18 protein-coding genes are annotated in these 16,628 nt (G+C 43.3%); 8 read left to right on the forward strand and 10 right to left on the reverse strand.

Annotated features, from left to right (window positions below; genetic code table 11):
- Positions 1-47 precede the first annotated feature (47 nt).
- Together HRQ85_RS05410 and HRQ85_RS05415 are read right to left on the reverse strand one after the other, a co-directional pair.
- On the reverse strand, positions 48-512 hold the full coding sequence (locus tag HRQ85_RS05410; protein ID WP_172378943.1) for an exoribonuclease R: 465 nt from the start codon (positions 510-512) through the stop codon (positions 48-50).
- Between the two features lie 158 nt (positions 513-670).
- On the reverse strand, positions 671-1,600 hold the full coding sequence (locus HRQ85_RS05415; protein ID WP_172379347.1) for a DMT family transporter: 930 nt from the start codon (positions 1,598-1,600) through the stop codon (positions 671-673).
- Between the two features lie 149 nt (positions 1,601-1,749).
- On the opposite strand from HRQ85_RS05415, the gene HRQ85_RS05420 reads away from it, so the two are divergent.
- Positions 1,750-2,208: an Lrp/AsnC family transcriptional regulator gene (locus HRQ85_RS05420; protein ID WP_017062622.1), complete on the forward strand. Its 459-nt coding sequence runs from the start codon at positions 1,750-1,752 to the stop codon at positions 2,206-2,208.
- A gap of 169 nt (positions 2,209-2,377) precedes the next feature.
- Here HRQ85_RS05420 and HRQ85_RS05425 read toward each other — a convergent pair whose 3' ends face one another.
- Both HRQ85_RS05425 and HRQ85_RS05430 read right to left on the reverse strand, forming a co-directional pair.
- The gene (locus tag HRQ85_RS05425) at positions 2,378-2,620 is read right to left on the reverse strand and encodes a hypothetical protein (RefSeq protein ID WP_017062621.1); all 243 of its coding nucleotides are present in this window, start codon (positions 2,618-2,620) and stop codon (positions 2,378-2,380) included.
- 269 nt (positions 2,621-2,889) lie between these two features.
- Positions 2,890-3,465 carry a hypothetical protein gene (locus HRQ85_RS05430; protein ID WP_060981222.1) on the reverse strand — a complete coding sequence of 192 codons (576 nt, stop codon included), beginning with the start codon at positions 3,463-3,465 and terminating at the stop codon, positions 2,890-2,892.
- A gap of 96 nt (positions 3,466-3,561) precedes the next feature.
- On the opposite strand from HRQ85_RS05430, the gene HRQ85_RS05435 reads away from it, so the two are divergent.
- From HRQ85_RS05435 to phaC, 5 genes are all read left to right on the forward strand, one after another.
- Positions 3,562-4,245 (forward strand): SH3 domain-containing protein, encoded by a 684-nt coding sequence (locus HRQ85_RS05435; protein WP_172378944.1) that lies wholly within the window; start codon positions 3,562-3,564, stop codon positions 4,243-4,245.
- 530 nt (positions 4,246-4,775) lie between these two features.
- The gene (locus tag HRQ85_RS05440; protein WP_048613548.1) at positions 4,776-5,516 is read left to right on the forward strand and encodes an SDR family oxidoreductase; all 741 of its coding nucleotides are present in this window, start codon (positions 4,776-4,778) and stop codon (positions 5,514-5,516) included.
- 26 nt (positions 5,517-5,542) lie between these two features.
- The gene (locus HRQ85_RS05445; protein WP_029236542.1) at positions 5,543-6,754 is read left to right on the forward strand and encodes an acetyl-CoA C-acetyltransferase; all 1,212 of its coding nucleotides are present in this window, start codon (positions 5,543-5,545) and stop codon (positions 6,752-6,754) included.
- A 130-nt stretch (positions 6,755-6,884) separates the two neighbouring features.
- A complete protein-coding gene (locus HRQ85_RS05450; protein WP_048613546.1) occupies positions 6,885-7,232 on the forward strand; it encodes a phasin family protein in 348 nt (115 codons plus the stop codon).
- Between the two features lie 75 nt (positions 7,233-7,307).
- On the forward strand, positions 7,308-9,134 hold the full coding sequence (phaC, locus tag HRQ85_RS05455) for a class I poly(R)-hydroxyalkanoic acid synthase (protein WP_172378945.1): 1,827 nt from the start codon (positions 7,308-7,310) through the stop codon (positions 9,132-9,134).
- Positions 9,135-9,261: 127 nt separating this feature from the next.
- Here phaC and HRQ85_RS05460 read toward each other — a convergent pair whose 3' ends face one another.
- From HRQ85_RS05460 to napF, 6 genes are all read right to left on the reverse strand, one after another.
- Complete coding sequence (locus HRQ85_RS05460; protein ID WP_010430103.1) at positions 9,262-9,399, reverse strand: TIGR02808 family protein; 138 nt, start codon at positions 9,397-9,399, stop codon at positions 9,262-9,264.
- A gap of 11 nt (positions 9,400-9,410) precedes the next feature.
- Complete coding sequence (locus HRQ85_RS05465; RefSeq protein ID WP_009845456.1) at positions 9,411-9,992, reverse strand: NapC/NirT family cytochrome c; 582 nt, start codon at positions 9,990-9,992, stop codon at positions 9,411-9,413.
- A gap of 29 nt (positions 9,993-10,021) precedes the next feature.
- Entirely contained in the window at positions 10,022-10,483 is a 462-nt protein-coding gene (locus HRQ85_RS05470) for a nitrate reductase cytochrome c-type subunit (protein ID WP_017062614.1), read from the reverse strand.
- Between the two features lie 125 nt (positions 10,484-10,608).
- The gene (gene napA / locus HRQ85_RS05475) at positions 10,609-13,098 is read right to left on the reverse strand and encodes a periplasmic nitrate reductase subunit alpha (protein WP_172378946.1); all 2,490 of its coding nucleotides are present in this window, start codon (positions 13,096-13,098) and stop codon (positions 10,609-10,611) included.
- Positions 13,095-13,400: a chaperone NapD gene (locus HRQ85_RS05480; RefSeq protein WP_019824440.1), complete on the reverse strand. Its 306-nt coding sequence runs from the start codon at positions 13,398-13,400 to the stop codon at positions 13,095-13,097. The genes napA and HRQ85_RS05480 overlap by 4 nt, the downstream gene beginning before the upstream one ends.
- A 23-nt stretch (positions 13,401-13,423) precedes the next feature.
- Complete coding sequence (gene napF / locus HRQ85_RS05485; protein WP_048613537.1) at positions 13,424-13,903, reverse strand: ferredoxin-type protein NapF; 480 nt, start codon at positions 13,901-13,903, stop codon at positions 13,424-13,426.
- Positions 13,904-14,156: 253 nt separating this feature from the next.
- Between napF and narQ the strand changes: the two genes are divergently transcribed.
- Together narQ and HRQ85_RS05495 are read left to right on the forward strand one after the other, a co-directional pair.
- A complete protein-coding gene (narQ, locus tag HRQ85_RS05490; protein WP_172378947.1) occupies positions 14,157-15,887 on the forward strand; it encodes a nitrate/nitrite two-component system sensor histidine kinase NarQ in 1,731 nt (576 codons plus the stop codon).
- Entirely contained in the window at positions 15,874-16,506 is a 633-nt protein-coding gene (locus HRQ85_RS05495) for a response regulator (RefSeq protein ID WP_008219279.1), read from the forward strand. The genes narQ and HRQ85_RS05495 overlap by 14 nt, the downstream gene beginning before the upstream one ends.
- Positions 16,507-16,628 lie beyond the last annotated feature (122 nt).

A 16,628-nucleotide genomic window follows, 5' to 3' on the forward strand; every position in this document is an offset into this window, starting at 1 on the left:
TCTACCTGCCTTCGTTTAGCTTGATGTGTTCTTGCGTAGAACTAACGTTAAGCGTCTTTACTGTCTTCGTTGCCTGCGTTCACTTTCGCGTAGAAGTGAAGCAGCTCAGTTAATTCTTTAACCCAGCCAAACGCATCTTTAGGTGCGTTCTTTAAGATCTTCTCAACTTTCTCACAGTGCACTTCGATTGCGATTGCTTCTTCAAGGTTGAAAGAAATTGAGTAGAAGTGCCAAAGCAGTAGGCGAGTCATTCGCTCGATGTTCTGTTGCGAGTTATCCGACTCTGAGAAGGCTAGGTTTACTTCACCAAGCGCGATAGCGGTCATTCGAAGCATTGCGTCAAATTTCGCTGATTGCATGCGTTCTTCGCTGGTGACTTCTTCTTGCTCGAACGTAAACAATTCCGTCATTGCATCTTCAGGAACAAGGCGATGAATCATTCTTAAACTAAATTCTTCTAGTTCATGGCGAGGCATGGTGATTAAGCAATTTAAGGTGTAGTCGCGTTGCATGGTGTTCTCTTGGATCTGCAAAAAGGTCTGACAGTTTAATGGAGAAGCGAGCTCAGAAAAAGCAGATTTTAGATAAGCCTACGTTGGCAGGCTTATCTGTGTACTACAAGCCCTAAAATCGATGCTTAGGGGAACTGTATTTAGGTTTGAACGCAGTATCAGGCTTTGCTATGGCTTGGCGGTTGGTACTGCATCGACTGGTCGTTTCTCATGAATATGTTGCTCGCGACCAAACTGCCGATGCAAATAGAACCAAGGGCGAGCCAAGTCATCGCATCAGGAATCTCGTTGAATAGTGGGATCGCCAACAGGGTCGCCACTGCGGGTGTTGCACTGCCAAAAGCGGCAGAGCGTTCAGCCCCTAAGGTATTAACCGCATAAAGGTAAGTGAACGCCGCGATTAAACCCGCCCCAACGCCTTGCACTGCTGAATGAACGGCAAGCTCTGTGAAGGGCCAATTAGCGATTGGTGTGTCCATTAGGTGGCTTGGGAGGGTTCCAGTAAAGATTAGGAGGAGTAACAGCAAAGTAGAGCAGAGAGAAATAAAACCGGCACTGACTAACGCATTAAGATTAGCGACACGAGCTGAGATGGTAAACGTCGCCCACATTAAGCTTCCGCATAAAAACAACAAATGGCCTTTGGTGTATTCAAAGTTGAAGCTGCTTAAGCTACTTCCTAAAAACAACAGTATACCGAGCAAAACCAAACCTAAACCAACAACACGGTGTCGGCTGAGTGGCTGCTTAAAAAAGAGTACCGCAATTCCAGTGACGAACAGAGGGAGCGTGCCCGAAACAAGAGCACTGCCATGTGATACCGGAACAAACTGCATCGCCGTTCCTGCAACGAGCAGATAAGGTAATCCGCTACCTACGAACATACCCGTTAGATATCGTTTAGGGACTTCAGCAATCGTGCTGCGTGCTTTCCACATCAAAGGCAATAACACCAAAGCCGGTATGAGAAATCTTGTGAGGGCGATATCGGCAGGTGTTAAATCTGAATTTGCACCGCCTTTAAGAGAAAGAAAAAAGCTCGCCCAAATGAGTAGGGTGACAGTAATAGATAAGTAGCCAAGATTCATAATATTGAAGGAAAGTGGGTGATGACTCATTATGGAATAGTTGTTGTGCCACAGGTTGGCAAGTTTTGGCCTAACTTGAACTATCGTTGATGATTTCTGCTAACATTTACCAAATAATTAACGGATTTAACTAATGTTTGGCATTTGCTATGGATAGAATTGATAGACATCTTCTCGAACTGCTACAAAAAGATGGCAGGTTAACCACGGCTGAACTTGCTGATGAAGTGGGGTTATCACCTTCACCTTGTGCAAGACGAGTCAAAAGGCTAGAAGAAAAGGGCATTATTGACGGTTATCGTGTGAGCTTGTCACGAGAACAAGTCGGCATCGCAATGAGTGTGTTTGTTGAGGTGAGCCTAAACAACCACCAAGAAGTGTCGATAGATAAGTTTGAAGCGGCTGTTGTAGAGATGGAAGAGGTGATCAGTTGCCACGTTGTATCTGGGGCTTATGACTATTTGCTAGAAGTGGTTAGCCCGAACTTGATGGCCTACGAGGCATTTACAAGAAAACTTCAAAGGCTCTCTAACGTGAAAGATATTCATACCCACCTTGCGATAAGACAAGTAAAAGGCAATGCACCACTGCCAATTTATACCGATTAAGCCAAACTCTGAGCAGTAACACGAAGGAAGAATGAGCTGAAAACGAAATGGTTTACTCCTGAAGTAGAAGCGCGGTCAATATCAAAAATCATCCATTAAGTGTTAGGCTTCAGGCAATAAAAAACGGAGCACCTCGTGAAAGGTACTCCGTATATGATAGGTGCAAAACTTAGTGATACTTAAAGTTAGAGATTGAACAATCCCCAGTTTGTGCATTAATTCTGAATGAAAAAGCATGTGAATGATAATCCACGCCGTCATTCCAAATTGTCTCTCCAAATATCTTACATAGCTCTAGCTCACTTACTGAACCGAACTCTTCCATGTGTTTAGCTACAGATAAAAGTTTACCTCTTATCTCTGCAGTCCATTCCGTGTTACTCAAGCAGTTGAAAGCCATAGTCTTTTGCATATTACCTAGCCAAAATGTTTCTTGTTATTAAGTTATATGAAGATTCATGATAACAATTTTCTGGCGTTTGTAAATCTATTTTGTGATGAATATCTCACATACTCGCTTGCATTGGTCGGAAATTGAACTTCATTGTTGATAGATAGCACATTACTTTTACAACCTATTGATAAAGCTTTGATTAACGAGTTCTTAGAATATTATGAATGGGATTGAGCATATTTATTGGAAAAGTCCAGTCGAACGAGTGAGAGAATCTAATGGTGATTTCAGTTTGATCCATCGTTTACCGGTTGGTTTATGTGGCGTGCTTCATCAATCATCGTCGCTTCTCTGCGGTATTTTGAAGACAGCTGACGGAATTTTTCACTGAGTGTATGCAGATCTCGGGAGAGTGATTGTGAGCTTTGGACGTGCACCTGCGCGCTTTCTGCCTGGCGTGGGAGTTTTGCTTTGGTGCAGTGTTTGGCGACGGCTTGCCATGAATACGCTAGAGAGTCAGCGCCTTCAAGTTCACTAGACACAACATACGCCTGTTGTAGCAAAACCTCGGAGACGTCATACGCGGTATTCATATGACTATTGAGCTGCACATTAAACCTTTCTTCGTACTTAGCCCAAAGTTCAATGATCTGCTTTTCATTAAAGTGTTTAGATAACAATGTTTGTGATTCGTAGGTTGAGAGAACTTGGTTGAACTCTTTGGTGTACTGATTATAGCGACCTTCAAAAGAGAGCTGACGATCCAAAAGTGTTTGCCAGTTTTCACGGTCACAATGATTCGCTAGAGCGACATTGGCACTCAAAGTTACGCTTACAATGATAACCTTCCCCCAAAAACTCATGACTTTCCTCTACTTACCGTGCGCTCTATTGAGAGTATAGATGAGCAGCAGCATGAGTTGATGTACACTTGAGACATACCTATAACGGAAGAGCTGGTGGATTTGATGAAAAAAGCGCTGATCGCTTTACTTGTGTTGTTGATATTGGGCGGAGGGGGAGGAGCGGCATACTACTTCTTGGTCATGAATAAAGACCCAATCTCACAAGAGAAAACGGAAGAGCCGGCGTTAGAAGCTACCGAGCAATCTGAATCTGACCTTGTACCCATCATGGATCTTCAGCCTGAAACCGAGCAGACGGAATTTTACGTTTTGGAGAGAAAGCTTGAAGTGGTCGAGCAACCTGAAATTGATGGCTTGATAACAGATTACCTCTATAAAGGAGAAAAGGTGGTGGTACTCGAGAAACAAGGCGAATGGGCACGTATCTCAGACTATATAGTCCTTAAAGAAGGCGGCCCACAGACGGCGGAATGGGTCTCTATGTCAGGCTTATCGAATGATGAAGTCATTATTTCGGAAAAAGAAAGCAAAGAGATATTGGATTCCTATTTGGTTAAGTCTGATGACCTCAAGATCCATCAAGAAAAATTCCGTAATTCGGTGGCTAAACTGATCTCTGAAGGGGAGTGTGCCCCAAGTGATTTTGAAGAATTAGGCGGATGGGTGAAATCTGTTAAGTACAGTCACAGAGATGTTTATTTTATTTATTGTGGTGGGTTGTCCCTTGAAAACAAAATTTATCTTGATGTAAATACAAATGAAATATTTAAGAAGTAAGATCCCACGCTCTATTTATTAATACTATTTACTTAAGCCCACTCATAGATTGAGTGGGCTTTTTTTGTCTATTCATTATGCTCATCTTCCCCATTTAGAACGTTAATTATATTGAAGCTCATATAGAATTATTAGGAACCATTTATTAATGGCTAATAAGAGTTTTGCTATTATTCTCGTGATCAATCATTTCAAATTCCCACATTGCATTATTCTTGAAACAAGCTGAGAGATATAGATTTATCTCGTATTTACAAAGGCTTATCTGCTTGGTGATAAAAGTAAAATTAAATAAAACTTATTAATATCAGAGTCTTACGTAGATTTACATATTCGTAACATTTCATTGATTTTGGGATGTAGGTCTAGTTTTTAATCATAATACGAAAATATTTTATATTTGTAATAATACTTTTTGATTTTGAGCTGTAGGGTTTAATTAAAGCAAAACGTAAAGTTTAATTATCAACTAAGACATTATCTTATTAACATCATTGTTATTTAATTGCTTGTAAGGGATGGAACCATTAATGAAAAAGCTTGCTTTAATTACAGGGTCAAAAGGCGGTATCGGCTCAGCAATTTCTTCTAAATTAGTTGCAGACGGCTATCGTGTTATCGCGACTTATTTTACTGGAAATTACCAATGTGCCTTGGATTGGTTTAACGAAAAACAATTCACCGAAGATCAAGTGAGATTGTTTGAATTAGATGTTACCAATACTGCGGAATGTGCGCTGAGCTTAAGCAAGTTGTTAGAAGAAGAAGGCACGGTGGATGTTCTAGTCAATAACGCAGGTATTACACGTGATAGCGTCTTTAAAAAGATGGATGCCGAAGCGTGGAAAGAGGTTATCGAAACGAACTTAAACAGTTTGTTCAACGTGACTCAACCTTTGTTCGCTCCTATGTGTGAAAAGGGTAACTGCCGAGTCATCAACATCTCTTCCGTCAATGGTCTTAAAGGTCAATTTGGACAAACTAACTACTCGGCAGCAAAAGCTGGAATGATTGGTTTCTCTAAAGCATTGGCTGCGGAAGGCGCTCGTAGCGGCGTAACCGTGAACGTAATTGCTCCTGGCTACACAGCAACTCCTATGGTTGAGCAAATGAAACCTGAAGTACTGGATTCAATCAAGAACCAAATTCCGATGAAACGCTTAGCAACACCTGTTGAAATTGCAGACGCAGTGGGCTTTTTAGCGAGTGAATCTGGCGCGTACATTACAGGCGAAACATTGTCTGTGAATGGCGGCTTGTACATGCACTAATTGGCGAAAGCGAAGGGATTGGAATGATGGAAAAAGTATTTATTGTTGCGGCTAAGCGCACTCCTATTGGTGCATTTACCGGGTCGCTAAAAAACGTATCTGCAGGTGAGCTGGCTGGCGTTGCGATCAAAGGTGCACTTGAGTCTGTCGATCTTTCGTTAGATGCGATTGATGAAGTGATCGTCGGCAACGTGATTTCGGCAGGTCAAGGCATGGGGGTTGCTCGTCAGGCTTCCATTTATGCAGGGCTTCCTGAAGAAACACCAGCATACGGTGTGAACATGATTTGCGGAAGCGGCATGAAATCAGTGATGGACGCAGCGGCGCACATCAAAGCACAAGATGCTGAAGTGGTTATTGCTGCTGGCGTTGAAGTGATGTCACAAATTCCTTTTGTGGTACCAGCGAGCGTTCGTAATGGTCACAAAATGGGTGACATCTCAATGAAAGACTTACTTGTTGGTGATGGCTTAACCGATGCGTTTAATCACTACCACATGGGCATGACCGCTGAAAATATTGCGAACACGTTGAATATTTCGCGTCTAGCTCAAGATAACTATGCCTTAGAAAGCCAACAGAAAGCCGTTGCTGCGATTGAGGCGGGTAAGTTCAACGAGCAAATCGTGCCTGTAGAAGTTAAGCAGCGCAGACAAACCGTCACTTTTGATACCGATGAGTATCCAAAGTCAGACGCGACATTCGAAGGTCTACAAAAGCTTCGTCCAGCTTTTGACCGTGAAGGGTCTGTCACGGCGGGTAATGCTTCGGGCATCAATGATGGTGCGAGTGCAATTATCTTAGCCTCAGAGAGTGCAGTAGCGAAATACGGACTGACTCCACTGGTAGAGCTAACGAGCTACGCACAGTCTGGATTAGATCCAAAGATTATGGGTTTAGGCCCAGTAGAAGCCGTTTCTAAAACGCTTGATAAGGCGAATCTCACTCTAGAAGAAGTAGATTTGTTTGAATTGAATGAAGCGTTTGCAGCACAAGCTCTTGGCGTAATGTACCAATTGTCGGAGCAGCATGACTTACCGCTTGATGAGTTTAAGCCAAAGGTCAATGTGAATGGTGGTGCAATCGCACTTGGTCATCCTTTAGGTGCTTCAGGCAATCGAATTATTGTTTCACTCATCCATGAAATGCTTGAACAGAAAACGACTTATGGCGTTGCTTCACTCTGTGTGGGTGGAGGAATGGGAACCGCTGTTTTGCTAAAAGGTATTGAAGGTTAGAGCCTGATATATCGGTAGCAAGCTTAAATATCGGATCAGCTTTTCAAAGCATCGTGAGTTAATCGATGGGCGTTGGCTGAAACGATAGTGACACAAATTTATTAAACTATGTATTCATCAGGAGTTACTTATGTACACGGATATTTTCAAAACAATTACTGACCAAACTGAAAAGCAATTTGAACCGTACTTAAAGTTCAACAAGTTGGTTGCAAAGAACGTCCAAACGATGACTGAACTGCAAATGAATGCAATGCAGACTTACACGGACATGGGTCTTGCGCAAATGAAAGCAGTGACTGAAATCAAAGACGTGACTAGCCTAACGGCGTTCAACAGCCAGCAACTAGCAGCGCTAACTCAATTGTCTCAACAGATGATGAGTGATAGTTCAAAAATGCAAGCTGCTGCAAAAGAGTTCAAAGAAGATGTTGAAACACTAACAACTGAAAACTTGAAAACAGTTACACCTGCATAAATTTAATCGCCATCGAGTTAGCGCAGTATTTACTGTGAGGCTCGGTGGCGATTTTCCGATTATTGGAGTCATGTTATGTTTCAACACTTCTTTTCGGACTACCTTGTTAAACTTCAACAAACGAACCAGCAATGGTGGGAAAGCTTTGAACAAAACAAGGAAGCCGCGCAATCTCCCCTAAACCAAGCGATGCAAGAATTGAACTTTGATGATGCATCAAAAATCTTCGAGCAAGCCGCCAACCAACCCGCCGTTCTGCTTCAGTTACAATCTCAATGGTGGGAACAGCAACTTAAGATCTGGCAAAATGCCGCGCTGATGGGCAACACCGAGAGTGTTATCTCAGAAGACCGCAGCGACAAGCGCTTTATTGATGAAGCGTGGAAAAACGACCCGTTCTACAGCTTTATCAAACAATCCTATTTGTTATTCAGTAAAAGCTATATCGACACCATCAACTCGATCGAAGGTATTGACGAAAAAACTAAAGAGCGAGTGGCGTTCTTTTCTCGTCAGGCAATCAATGCACTTTCTCCAAGCAACTTTATTGCAACGAATCCAGAGTTGATGAAACTGACACTTGAGCGAAATGGTGAAAACCTTCTCGATGGGTTAGAGCAGTTACAAGCAGACGTTGAAGCAAGCGCCGATATACTCAAGATCCGCATGACCAACAACAACGCCTTCCGATTGGGTGTGGATGTTGCGAACACCGAAGGTGATGTTGTCTTTCAAAACGAGCTGTTTGAGCTTATTCAATACTATCCAAAGACACCTCAGGTTAACGCTACGCCTTTGTTGATCGTTCCGCCGTTCATCAATAAGTACTACATTCTTGACCTTCGTGAGAAGAACTCGATGGTGCGCTGGTTACTTGAGCAAGGACATAGCGTATTCATGATGTCTTGGCGCAACCCAGGTGAAGCGCAGAAAGACACTGAGTTTGGTGATTATGTCACGGAAGGCGTGGTTAAAGCCGTTGCTGCGATTGAAGACATCACAGGTAAAGAGCAAATCAACGCGGCGGGTTACTGTATTGGCGGCACGGTGTTGGCTTCGACGGTGGCTTACTACGCTGCAAAACGCATGAAGAAACGTATTAAAACAGCGACGTTCTTTACCACCTTGTTGGATTTCTCGCAGCCGGGTGAGGTGGGTGCGTATATCAACGAAACGATTATTAACGCGATTGAGAAGCAGAACGATGGCAAAGGCTACATGGATGGTCGCTCATTGAGCGTGACGTTCAGTTTGCTTCGCGAAAACAGCCTGTACTGGAACTACTACATTGATAACTACCTCAAAGGCAGCAGCCCGATGGAGTTTGATCTTCTGTACTGGAACAGTGACAGCACAAACGTGGCGGCCAAGTGTCATAACTTCTTGTTGCGAGAGCTTTATCTTGAAAACAAACTGGTTCAAGACAAAGGCGTCAAAGTGGGCGGTGTTTGGATTGACCTCAATAAGATAAAAATACCAAGCTACTTCATTTCAGCCAAAGAAGATCATATCGCTCTGTGGCAGGGTACTTACCGTGGTGCGTTGAATACCGGTGGCAATAAGACGTTCGTTCTTGGTGAATCTGGTCATATTGCGGGTATTGTTAATCACCCAGACAAGAAGAAGTACGGGTTCTGGCTGAATGACAACCTAGACGACTCGGCGGATGAGTGGCTAACTAATGCGACTCATAATGAGGGGTCTTGGTGGACACACTGGAATCAGTGGCTACAAGGTTTTGAAACTGACGAAAAAATCGAACCTTTCAATCAAGGCTCAGAGCTTAACCTTGTGATAGGCAAAGCGCCAGGCAACTATGTAAAACAGGTGCTGCCGATTGTCGATCAAGAGCAGGTTGATAAAGAGACCGCAGATAAACAAGCGCCAGAAAACGAAGCTTAGGGTGTTAAGTCACATTCAATAATAAAGATACACAACGTCAGATAATAAAAAAGCCACTGAAATCAGTGGCTTTTTCGTATCAACTCATATCAGCATTATCTGGTAGAAGTTGATGTAATCTCGATTGTTAATCGATTTCTTTGTCTTTACCCATAGATAAAATCCAAAGAGATACGGCTGCAACACCTGCGAAGCCGCCAAGAATGATAACTGGCATAGCGCTGTAACCTAGGATGTGCCAAATTACGCTTTCTAAAGTACTCATTCAATCGCTCCTTATTGCCAGCCTTCAACGCCGTGCATGTCTGGTAGTTTGTGTGCAATACCTTTGTGACAGTCTACACACGTTTTTTCACCAGAAGCTAGCGCAGTCGAGTGTTGTTTCGCACTACGAGGGCTCTGCTCTGAGAAGTCCATGTAATCGAACTGGTGACAGTTACGACACTCAAGTGAATCGTTCTTTTTCAATCGAGCCCATTCGCGTTCCGCTAGGTGAGCACGACGTGCTTTGAACTTTTCTTCAGTATTGATGGTTTTCGCAATAAAGTGTGCGTATAGCTCTTTAGATGCTTGAACCTTACGAACAATTTTATCTGTCCATTCATGAGGTACGTGACAGTCTGAACAAATAGCACGAACACCAGAGCGGTTAGAGTAGTGAATTGTCTCTTGGATTTCAGCAACGATAGGTGCGTGACAGCCGGAACAGAATTCTTCCGTGTTGGTTGCCTCCATACCCGTGTTGAATGCACCCCAGAACAAAAGACCACCCGAGAAACCCAAGAATAAAACAACGCCTACGGCTGCTTTACTTGGTGTCGCGAGTCTTTTCCAAAACGCTTTAAGTAATTTTATCATATATAGCCTCTCTTACAGTCCGGCTACGATTAACGCAGTGAATCTACAGGTTTGAACTCGTTCTCAACTAGTGGCTTAGCATTAGCTTGAGGTACGTGACACTGTAGACAGAAGTAACGACGAGGTGATACGTCTGCAAGTACCGCATCTTCACGGTTCATGTAGTGAGTTACACTCACTTTAGTAGCACCCATTTCTTTTGCGTTTTTCCAGCTGTGGCAAGAAAGACACTTGTTAGCGTTAAGAGAAACTTCATAGCTACGAATAGTATGAGGCACTAGAGGTGGTTGGTATACGTAGTCACTCTCAAGTACTTGGTCACGAGGGAACTTTTTGAAGTCATCTGCTGCGCGAGTTGCTTCAAGTTCACTTGCACCACGTAGAGATTCTACGCCACCAATGCCGCCTGGGTTATCCAGTTCAGCTTCAGCTTGAACTGCACCAGCTAGCAAAAGACCAGCTGATAGTAGGGCAGTAATCAGTTTTTTCATGGTTAATTTCTCCGCCTAAAGGCTAATTCTTTGAGTGGACTACTTCTTTCAAAAAGTAACGAAAAAAGTAGTCGCAATATTAAATACGTTAGATCTTGTATCTAGGTTCGAAAAGCGCTTGGCTCTTAAGAAACCTTAGTGATCTTAACTGGACACTTCTTGTAATCCGTCTGTTTAGACAGAGGATCCGTTGCATCCAAGATCAACTTGTTGATCAGAATTCTTGCATCAAAGAATGGTACGAATACCAAGCCTTGTGGTGGACGGTTACGACCACGAGTTTCAACACGAACGCGTACTTCACCACGTTTGTTTTCGATAAGAACTTCATCACCACGGCGAAGACCACGAGCTTTAGCATCAGCAGGATGGATGTAACAAAGTGCATCCGGTACTGCTTTGTAAAGTTCTGGTACACGACGAGTCATAGTACCTGTGTGCCAGTGCTCAAGAACACGGCCTGTACATAGCCACATATCGTATTCATCGTTTGGTACTTCAGGTGGCGCTTCGTATGGTGCATTGATGATCAGTGCTTTACCATCTGGTTTGCCGTAGAAGTCCCAATCAGAACCTTTCTTAGCATATGGATCTGAACCTTCTTTAAAGCGCCATAGTGTCTCTTTACCGTCAACAACAGGCCAACGTAGACCACGAACTTGGTGGTAGCGATCGTATGGTGCTAAATCGTGACCGTGGCCGCGACCAAAGGCTGCGTATTCTTCGAATAGACCTTTTTGAACGTAGAAACCTTGAGCTTGTGCATCGTCGTTAAGCTCTTGAGCTTCAGACAGTGGGAACGCATCAACATTGCCGTTTTTGTAAAGCACGTCGTACATGGTTTTGCCACGGTACTCAGGCATTTTCGCAACCAGTTCTTCACCCCAAACTTCTTCAATAGTGAAGCGCTTAGAGAACTCCATGATTTGCCATAGGTCAGACTTAGCTTCACCTACAGTTTTCACTTGTTGGTACCATGCTTGTGTACGACGCTCTGCGTTACCGTAAGCACCTTCTTTTTCGATCCACATTGCTGTTGGAAGGATAAGGTCAGCCGCTTGAGCTGTTGCTGTTGGGTACGGGTCAGAACATACAATGAAGTTATCTGGGTTACGGTAACCTGGCAGACGTTCAGTGTTGATGTTTGGACCCGCTTGCATGTTGTTGTTACACATTACCCAGTAAGCGTTGATCTTACCGTCTTTAAGCATACGGTCTTGAACAACAGCGTGAGCACCTGGTTTAGCAGGGATAGTGCCTTCTGGAAGTTTCCAGATGTCTTCTGCAATCTTACGGTGTTTAGGGTTAGCAACAACCATATCGGCAGGTAGACGGTGAGAGAACGTACCAACTTCACGAGCTGTACCACACGCAGATGGTTGGCCAGTTAGTGAGAATGGGCTGTTACCTGGAGTAGAAATCTTACCTGTTAGAAGGTGGATGTTGTACACAAGGCTGTTCATCCATACGCCACGAGTATGTTGGTTCATACCCATAGTCCAAAGTGACATTACTTTGATGTTTGGATCGGCATATTGCTTAGCCAACTTGATAAGGTCATCTTGAGATACACCTGACATTTCAGACGCTTTCTCAACTGTGTACTCAGCAACAGACGCTTTGTAGTCTTCGAAAGAGATAGCAGTCATTTCACCTGAGTTAGGGTTTGCTGCTGCTTTCTGTAGAGGGTCGTCGTCACGAAGGCCGTAACCGATGTCTGTCGTTGCTTGCTTGAAGTTCGTGTGTTTGTTCACGAAGTCCCAGTTAACTGCATCGTTTTGAATGATGTAATTAGCAATGAAGTTAGCAATTGCTAGATCTGATTGAGGTTCAAAGATGTAACCTGTGTCTGCAAGCTCGAAAGAACGGTGGTAGTAAGTAGACAGTACGTTTACTTTAACGTGTGGGTGGCTTAGACGACGGTCTGTAATACGAGTCCATAGTACTGGGTGCATTTCTGCCATGTTTGAACCCCACAGTACGAATGCGTCTGCGTGTTCAAAGTCATCGTAACAACCCATTGGCTCATCGATACCGAAAGTACGCATGAATGCGCCTACCGCTGAAGCCATACAGTGACGAGCGTTTGGATCGATGTTGTTAGAACGGAAACCCGCTTTCATCATCTTAACGGCTGCGTAGCCTTCCATTACTGTCCACTGGCCTGAACCGAACATACCAACACCTGTTGGACCGTTCTTCTTCAGTGAAGCTTTCCATTTCTCAGCCATTACGTCGAACGCTTTGTCCCAAGATACGGGTGCGAAATCACCATCTTTATGGAACTCACCGTCTTTCATACGAAGTAGAGGAGTCTCAAGACGATCTTTACCGTACATAATTTTTGAAAGGAAGTAGCCTTTGATACAGTTAAGGCCTTTGTTTACCGGTGCTTCTGGGTCGCCTTGAGTCGCAACCACTTTACCGTTTTGAGTACCTACCAGTACCGAACAGCCCGTACCACAAAAACGACAAGGCGCTTTATCCCACGTGATTTTTGTTTGATCAGAGCTAGCAATCAGGTTGGTTGCTGTTGCTGGTAGAGTTACACCTGCAACGGCTGCCGCTGATGCAGCTGCGTTTGCTTTCACAAACGCACGTCTTGTCATTTTCATACTTCACCCTCAAGTTGAGAATTGTTGCTTCCAGTTTCTAAATCCGTTTCGTCCAGTCCAGTTTCGATTTGGTGATAAACCAAAGCTGTCCCTAAAACGTTCGTAATATTATTAATTTCTTCGATGGTATCCGTTACAAAACCTTGGTTTTCGGTTTCTAGGACCACTATGATTTTGCCTTCAGGGCTACTGCCGTAAATCTCTGCATTATCGAACTGTTCGATTTGTGCTTTGATCTCGTCTAGATGCTCTGGGCTCACATGCACGACTAAACTTGATATATGCACTTCATTTAGTGCCATAAATTGCTCTCGTTATTTTTGTTTTATGCATTACTCACAAGAATAGCTGAAGTAGGGCAAACTGCTACGCAGGCTCCACAACCGCTACACTCATCTAACTTGATTTTTGGTAGAGCAACACTGCCTGCTCTAAGTTGAAATTGAATGGCCATAGGTTCACACATGTCACCACAGCTTCGGCATTCAACATTTTGTTGCGCTAAACACTTATCAGAGATATGTGCTTTTGCTTGCCAAGGCTCTCCTTGCTTTGGCTTAAAAATGGGTTCAGGACAAACATCTGCACATTGATAGCAGAACGTACACTCATCAATAGAGAAATCGACAGTGGGAAAACCACCATCGCCTACAATGATTATCTTAGTCTCACAACTCTCGATGCATTTACCGCAGCGAGTACAGTCATCTGTAAAGCTTTCTAGGCTGTTAATCCAAGGCAAACGAATCTGGCTTGAGTCAACTTTTCGTCTTGAAAAAAGACGGCGTTTTGATAGATCTACCACTAGATACCTATAGATGTTGCTAAGATGTTGTAATTGTAGGCCATTATTCTATTAATATCTTGTAATGAGTCCTCATAAGTAGTGTAGTTTTAGAAACAATTGTATAAATACCCCCTAAGGGCTAATTGGGGGCATATATTGTCTTAGATCAATAAATTACGGAGCGAGTGATCACATATTGAATGGAGCTATGATTTTTGATGTGTGACAATACGATATCGCTGGCAAGTCATTTATCAATAGGAAGGCACTTTTGCTTATAAAACCGGTTTCATCTGTAACAAGTACGATAGCAAAATCTTTGCTCTCTATACTGCTGTTGTCGGTTGCTACGACTGGCTTTGCCATCTTTACTTTGGCTTCAAGTTTGAATGATGCGGAAGCGCTTAACGTGGCGGGTTCAATGCGAATGCAAAGCTACCGTTTAGCCCATGATATTCAAATAGAATCCGTCGATTATGAATCTCATATTCGTGAATTCGAAAGTTCTCTTTACTCGCCATCCATGACCAATTTAGTCAGTTGGAATGTTCCGACAGACATCACACAAGATTACTATTTAATTATCGGCCGTTGGCATGAGCTGAAACAGGTCTTGAATAGCGAAGAGCGCGATCACTATCTCGTGTTGGTTGAAAACTTCGTGGCTGAAATCGATGGCTTCGTTTATAAGCTGCAAGAGTTCTCTGAAGACAAGTTAATAAAGTTAGCGTGGGCTGGTGGTATCGGCCTTGGTGGAATTCTGGTCATATCTCTTTTTGTTGTTCACTTTGTACGTAAACAAGTTGTTAAGCCACTCCATGCGCTCGTTGGAGCCAGTCAGCGGATCAAAAACAGTGACTTTGAGGTAGAGCTAAAGGTAACCAACAATAATGAACTCGGCATTCTGACTAAGACGTTTAACTCGATGGCGAAAGATTTGGGCGTGCTCTATCGAAACCTTGAGTCGGTTGTCGACGCTAAGACGGTCGAGTTGCAAAACGCCAACCAATCTTTGCAGGCGCTATATCACTCTTCACAAGAACTTACGGTTACGCGTATCGCCCCAGAAAATTTCCGAGCTATTCTGCAGCACCTCGTCAGTCTAGAAGGAATAGAGTCGTTAAGGCTTGAGATTGCTGATAGTTCGGGTCGTTCGTTGATTATGGACGAAGGGTATGATTCGAACTTGGACTATGAAAAGTTTGAAATGAAGTTGGATGATAACGAGCTTATCTTGGGCTATTTATATTGTTCATATCATCATGGTCATTCAACCAAGACGCTGATTGAGAGCTTTATCCAACTGTTATCACGAGCGATCTATTATAATCGCGCGCAGAAGAAAGCAGAACAGCTTATTATAATGGAAGAGCGTGCAACGATTGCCCGTGAACTTCATGATTCATTGGCTCAATCACTGTCGTACTTGAAAATCCAAGTGACGTTGTTGAAGCGCGTGATTGGCAAATTGCCAGAACAACAGCACCGAGAGCAATCTGAACAAATAGCGTCGGAAATCGGCAACGGTTTAGCGGATGCCTATACTCAACTACGAGAGTTGCTCACAACCTTTAGGTTGACCATAAAAGAGGGCAACTTCGGAGATGCTTTAAGCACCATGCTTGAAGAGCTCAGTGAAAGAACAGATGCAAAGATTAACCTAACCAATAATCTTTCATCCATAGAGCTTGATGCACACAGTCAAGTTCACTTGCTTCAATTGATTCGTGAAGCAACAATAAACGCAATAAAACACGCCAATGCCGACTTGATAGATGTATGCTGTATCGATGAGGAAGGTGAAGTATTAGTCGTGATTAAAGATAATGGAGATGGCTTTGACTCTAGTAGTTCCAAGACGAACCACTACGGGATGAGCATTATGCAGGAGCGTGCGGCAAGACTGAATGGCGACTTAACGATTGAAGCGGCTCAAGGTGAAGGCTGTACAGTCATATTGAAATATAAAAGTTTGAAGGAAGTTAAAGTTGACGATTTGTAAAGTAATGCTGGTTGATGATCATCCATTGATGCGCAGAGGTATAAGCCAATTACTGAGCTTTGAAGATGAATTCGAAGTGATTGCAGAAGCAAGTAACGGTACTGAAGCAGTCGCTCTTGCCCATGAAGAAGAACCTGACTTGATCCTTTTGGATCTTAATATGAAAGGCATGTCTGGACTTGATACGCTGAAAGCACTTCGTACTGATGGCTCAAGCGCTAATATCGTTATTCTAACGGTCTCTGATAGCCCTGCAGACATTGAAGCGATTGTAAAAGCAGGCGCTGATGGCTACTTGTTGAAAGACACAGAACCCGATGAGTTAATCGAACTGCTTAAGCAAGCACATAGCGGTGACAAGGCTTACAGCAGTGTGGTTGCTCGTTACCTAAATGATGCTGGTAGCCGCAATGATATCTTCGACCAGCTGACTGAACGCGAAATGCAAATCCTTCAAGAAGTCGCAAAAGGTTACCGTAATAAGCAGATCGCCGATCACCTGTTTATTTCTGAATCGACAGTTAAAGTACATATGAAAAGCTTGTTGAAAAAGCTGCAAGTGCCTTCCCGTACCGCTGCAACGGTTCTGTATCTAGAACGCTATGGTGAAATGAAGTAGGGCTTGTTCCTTTGAGATAACACTATTTCAAGCCTGACTGTTTATACATATCTCGATAGTTTTAACGGTGTTGAGAAAGTGACATTAAAAAAGGCGCTGAACTTATTAAGTTCAGCGCCTTT

It is taken from the genome of Vibrio sp. Vb339 (genome assembly GCF_902751245.1).
Taxonomy (GTDB): Bacteria; Pseudomonadota; Gammaproteobacteria; order Enterobacterales; family Vibrionaceae; genus Vibrio; species Vibrio coralliirubri.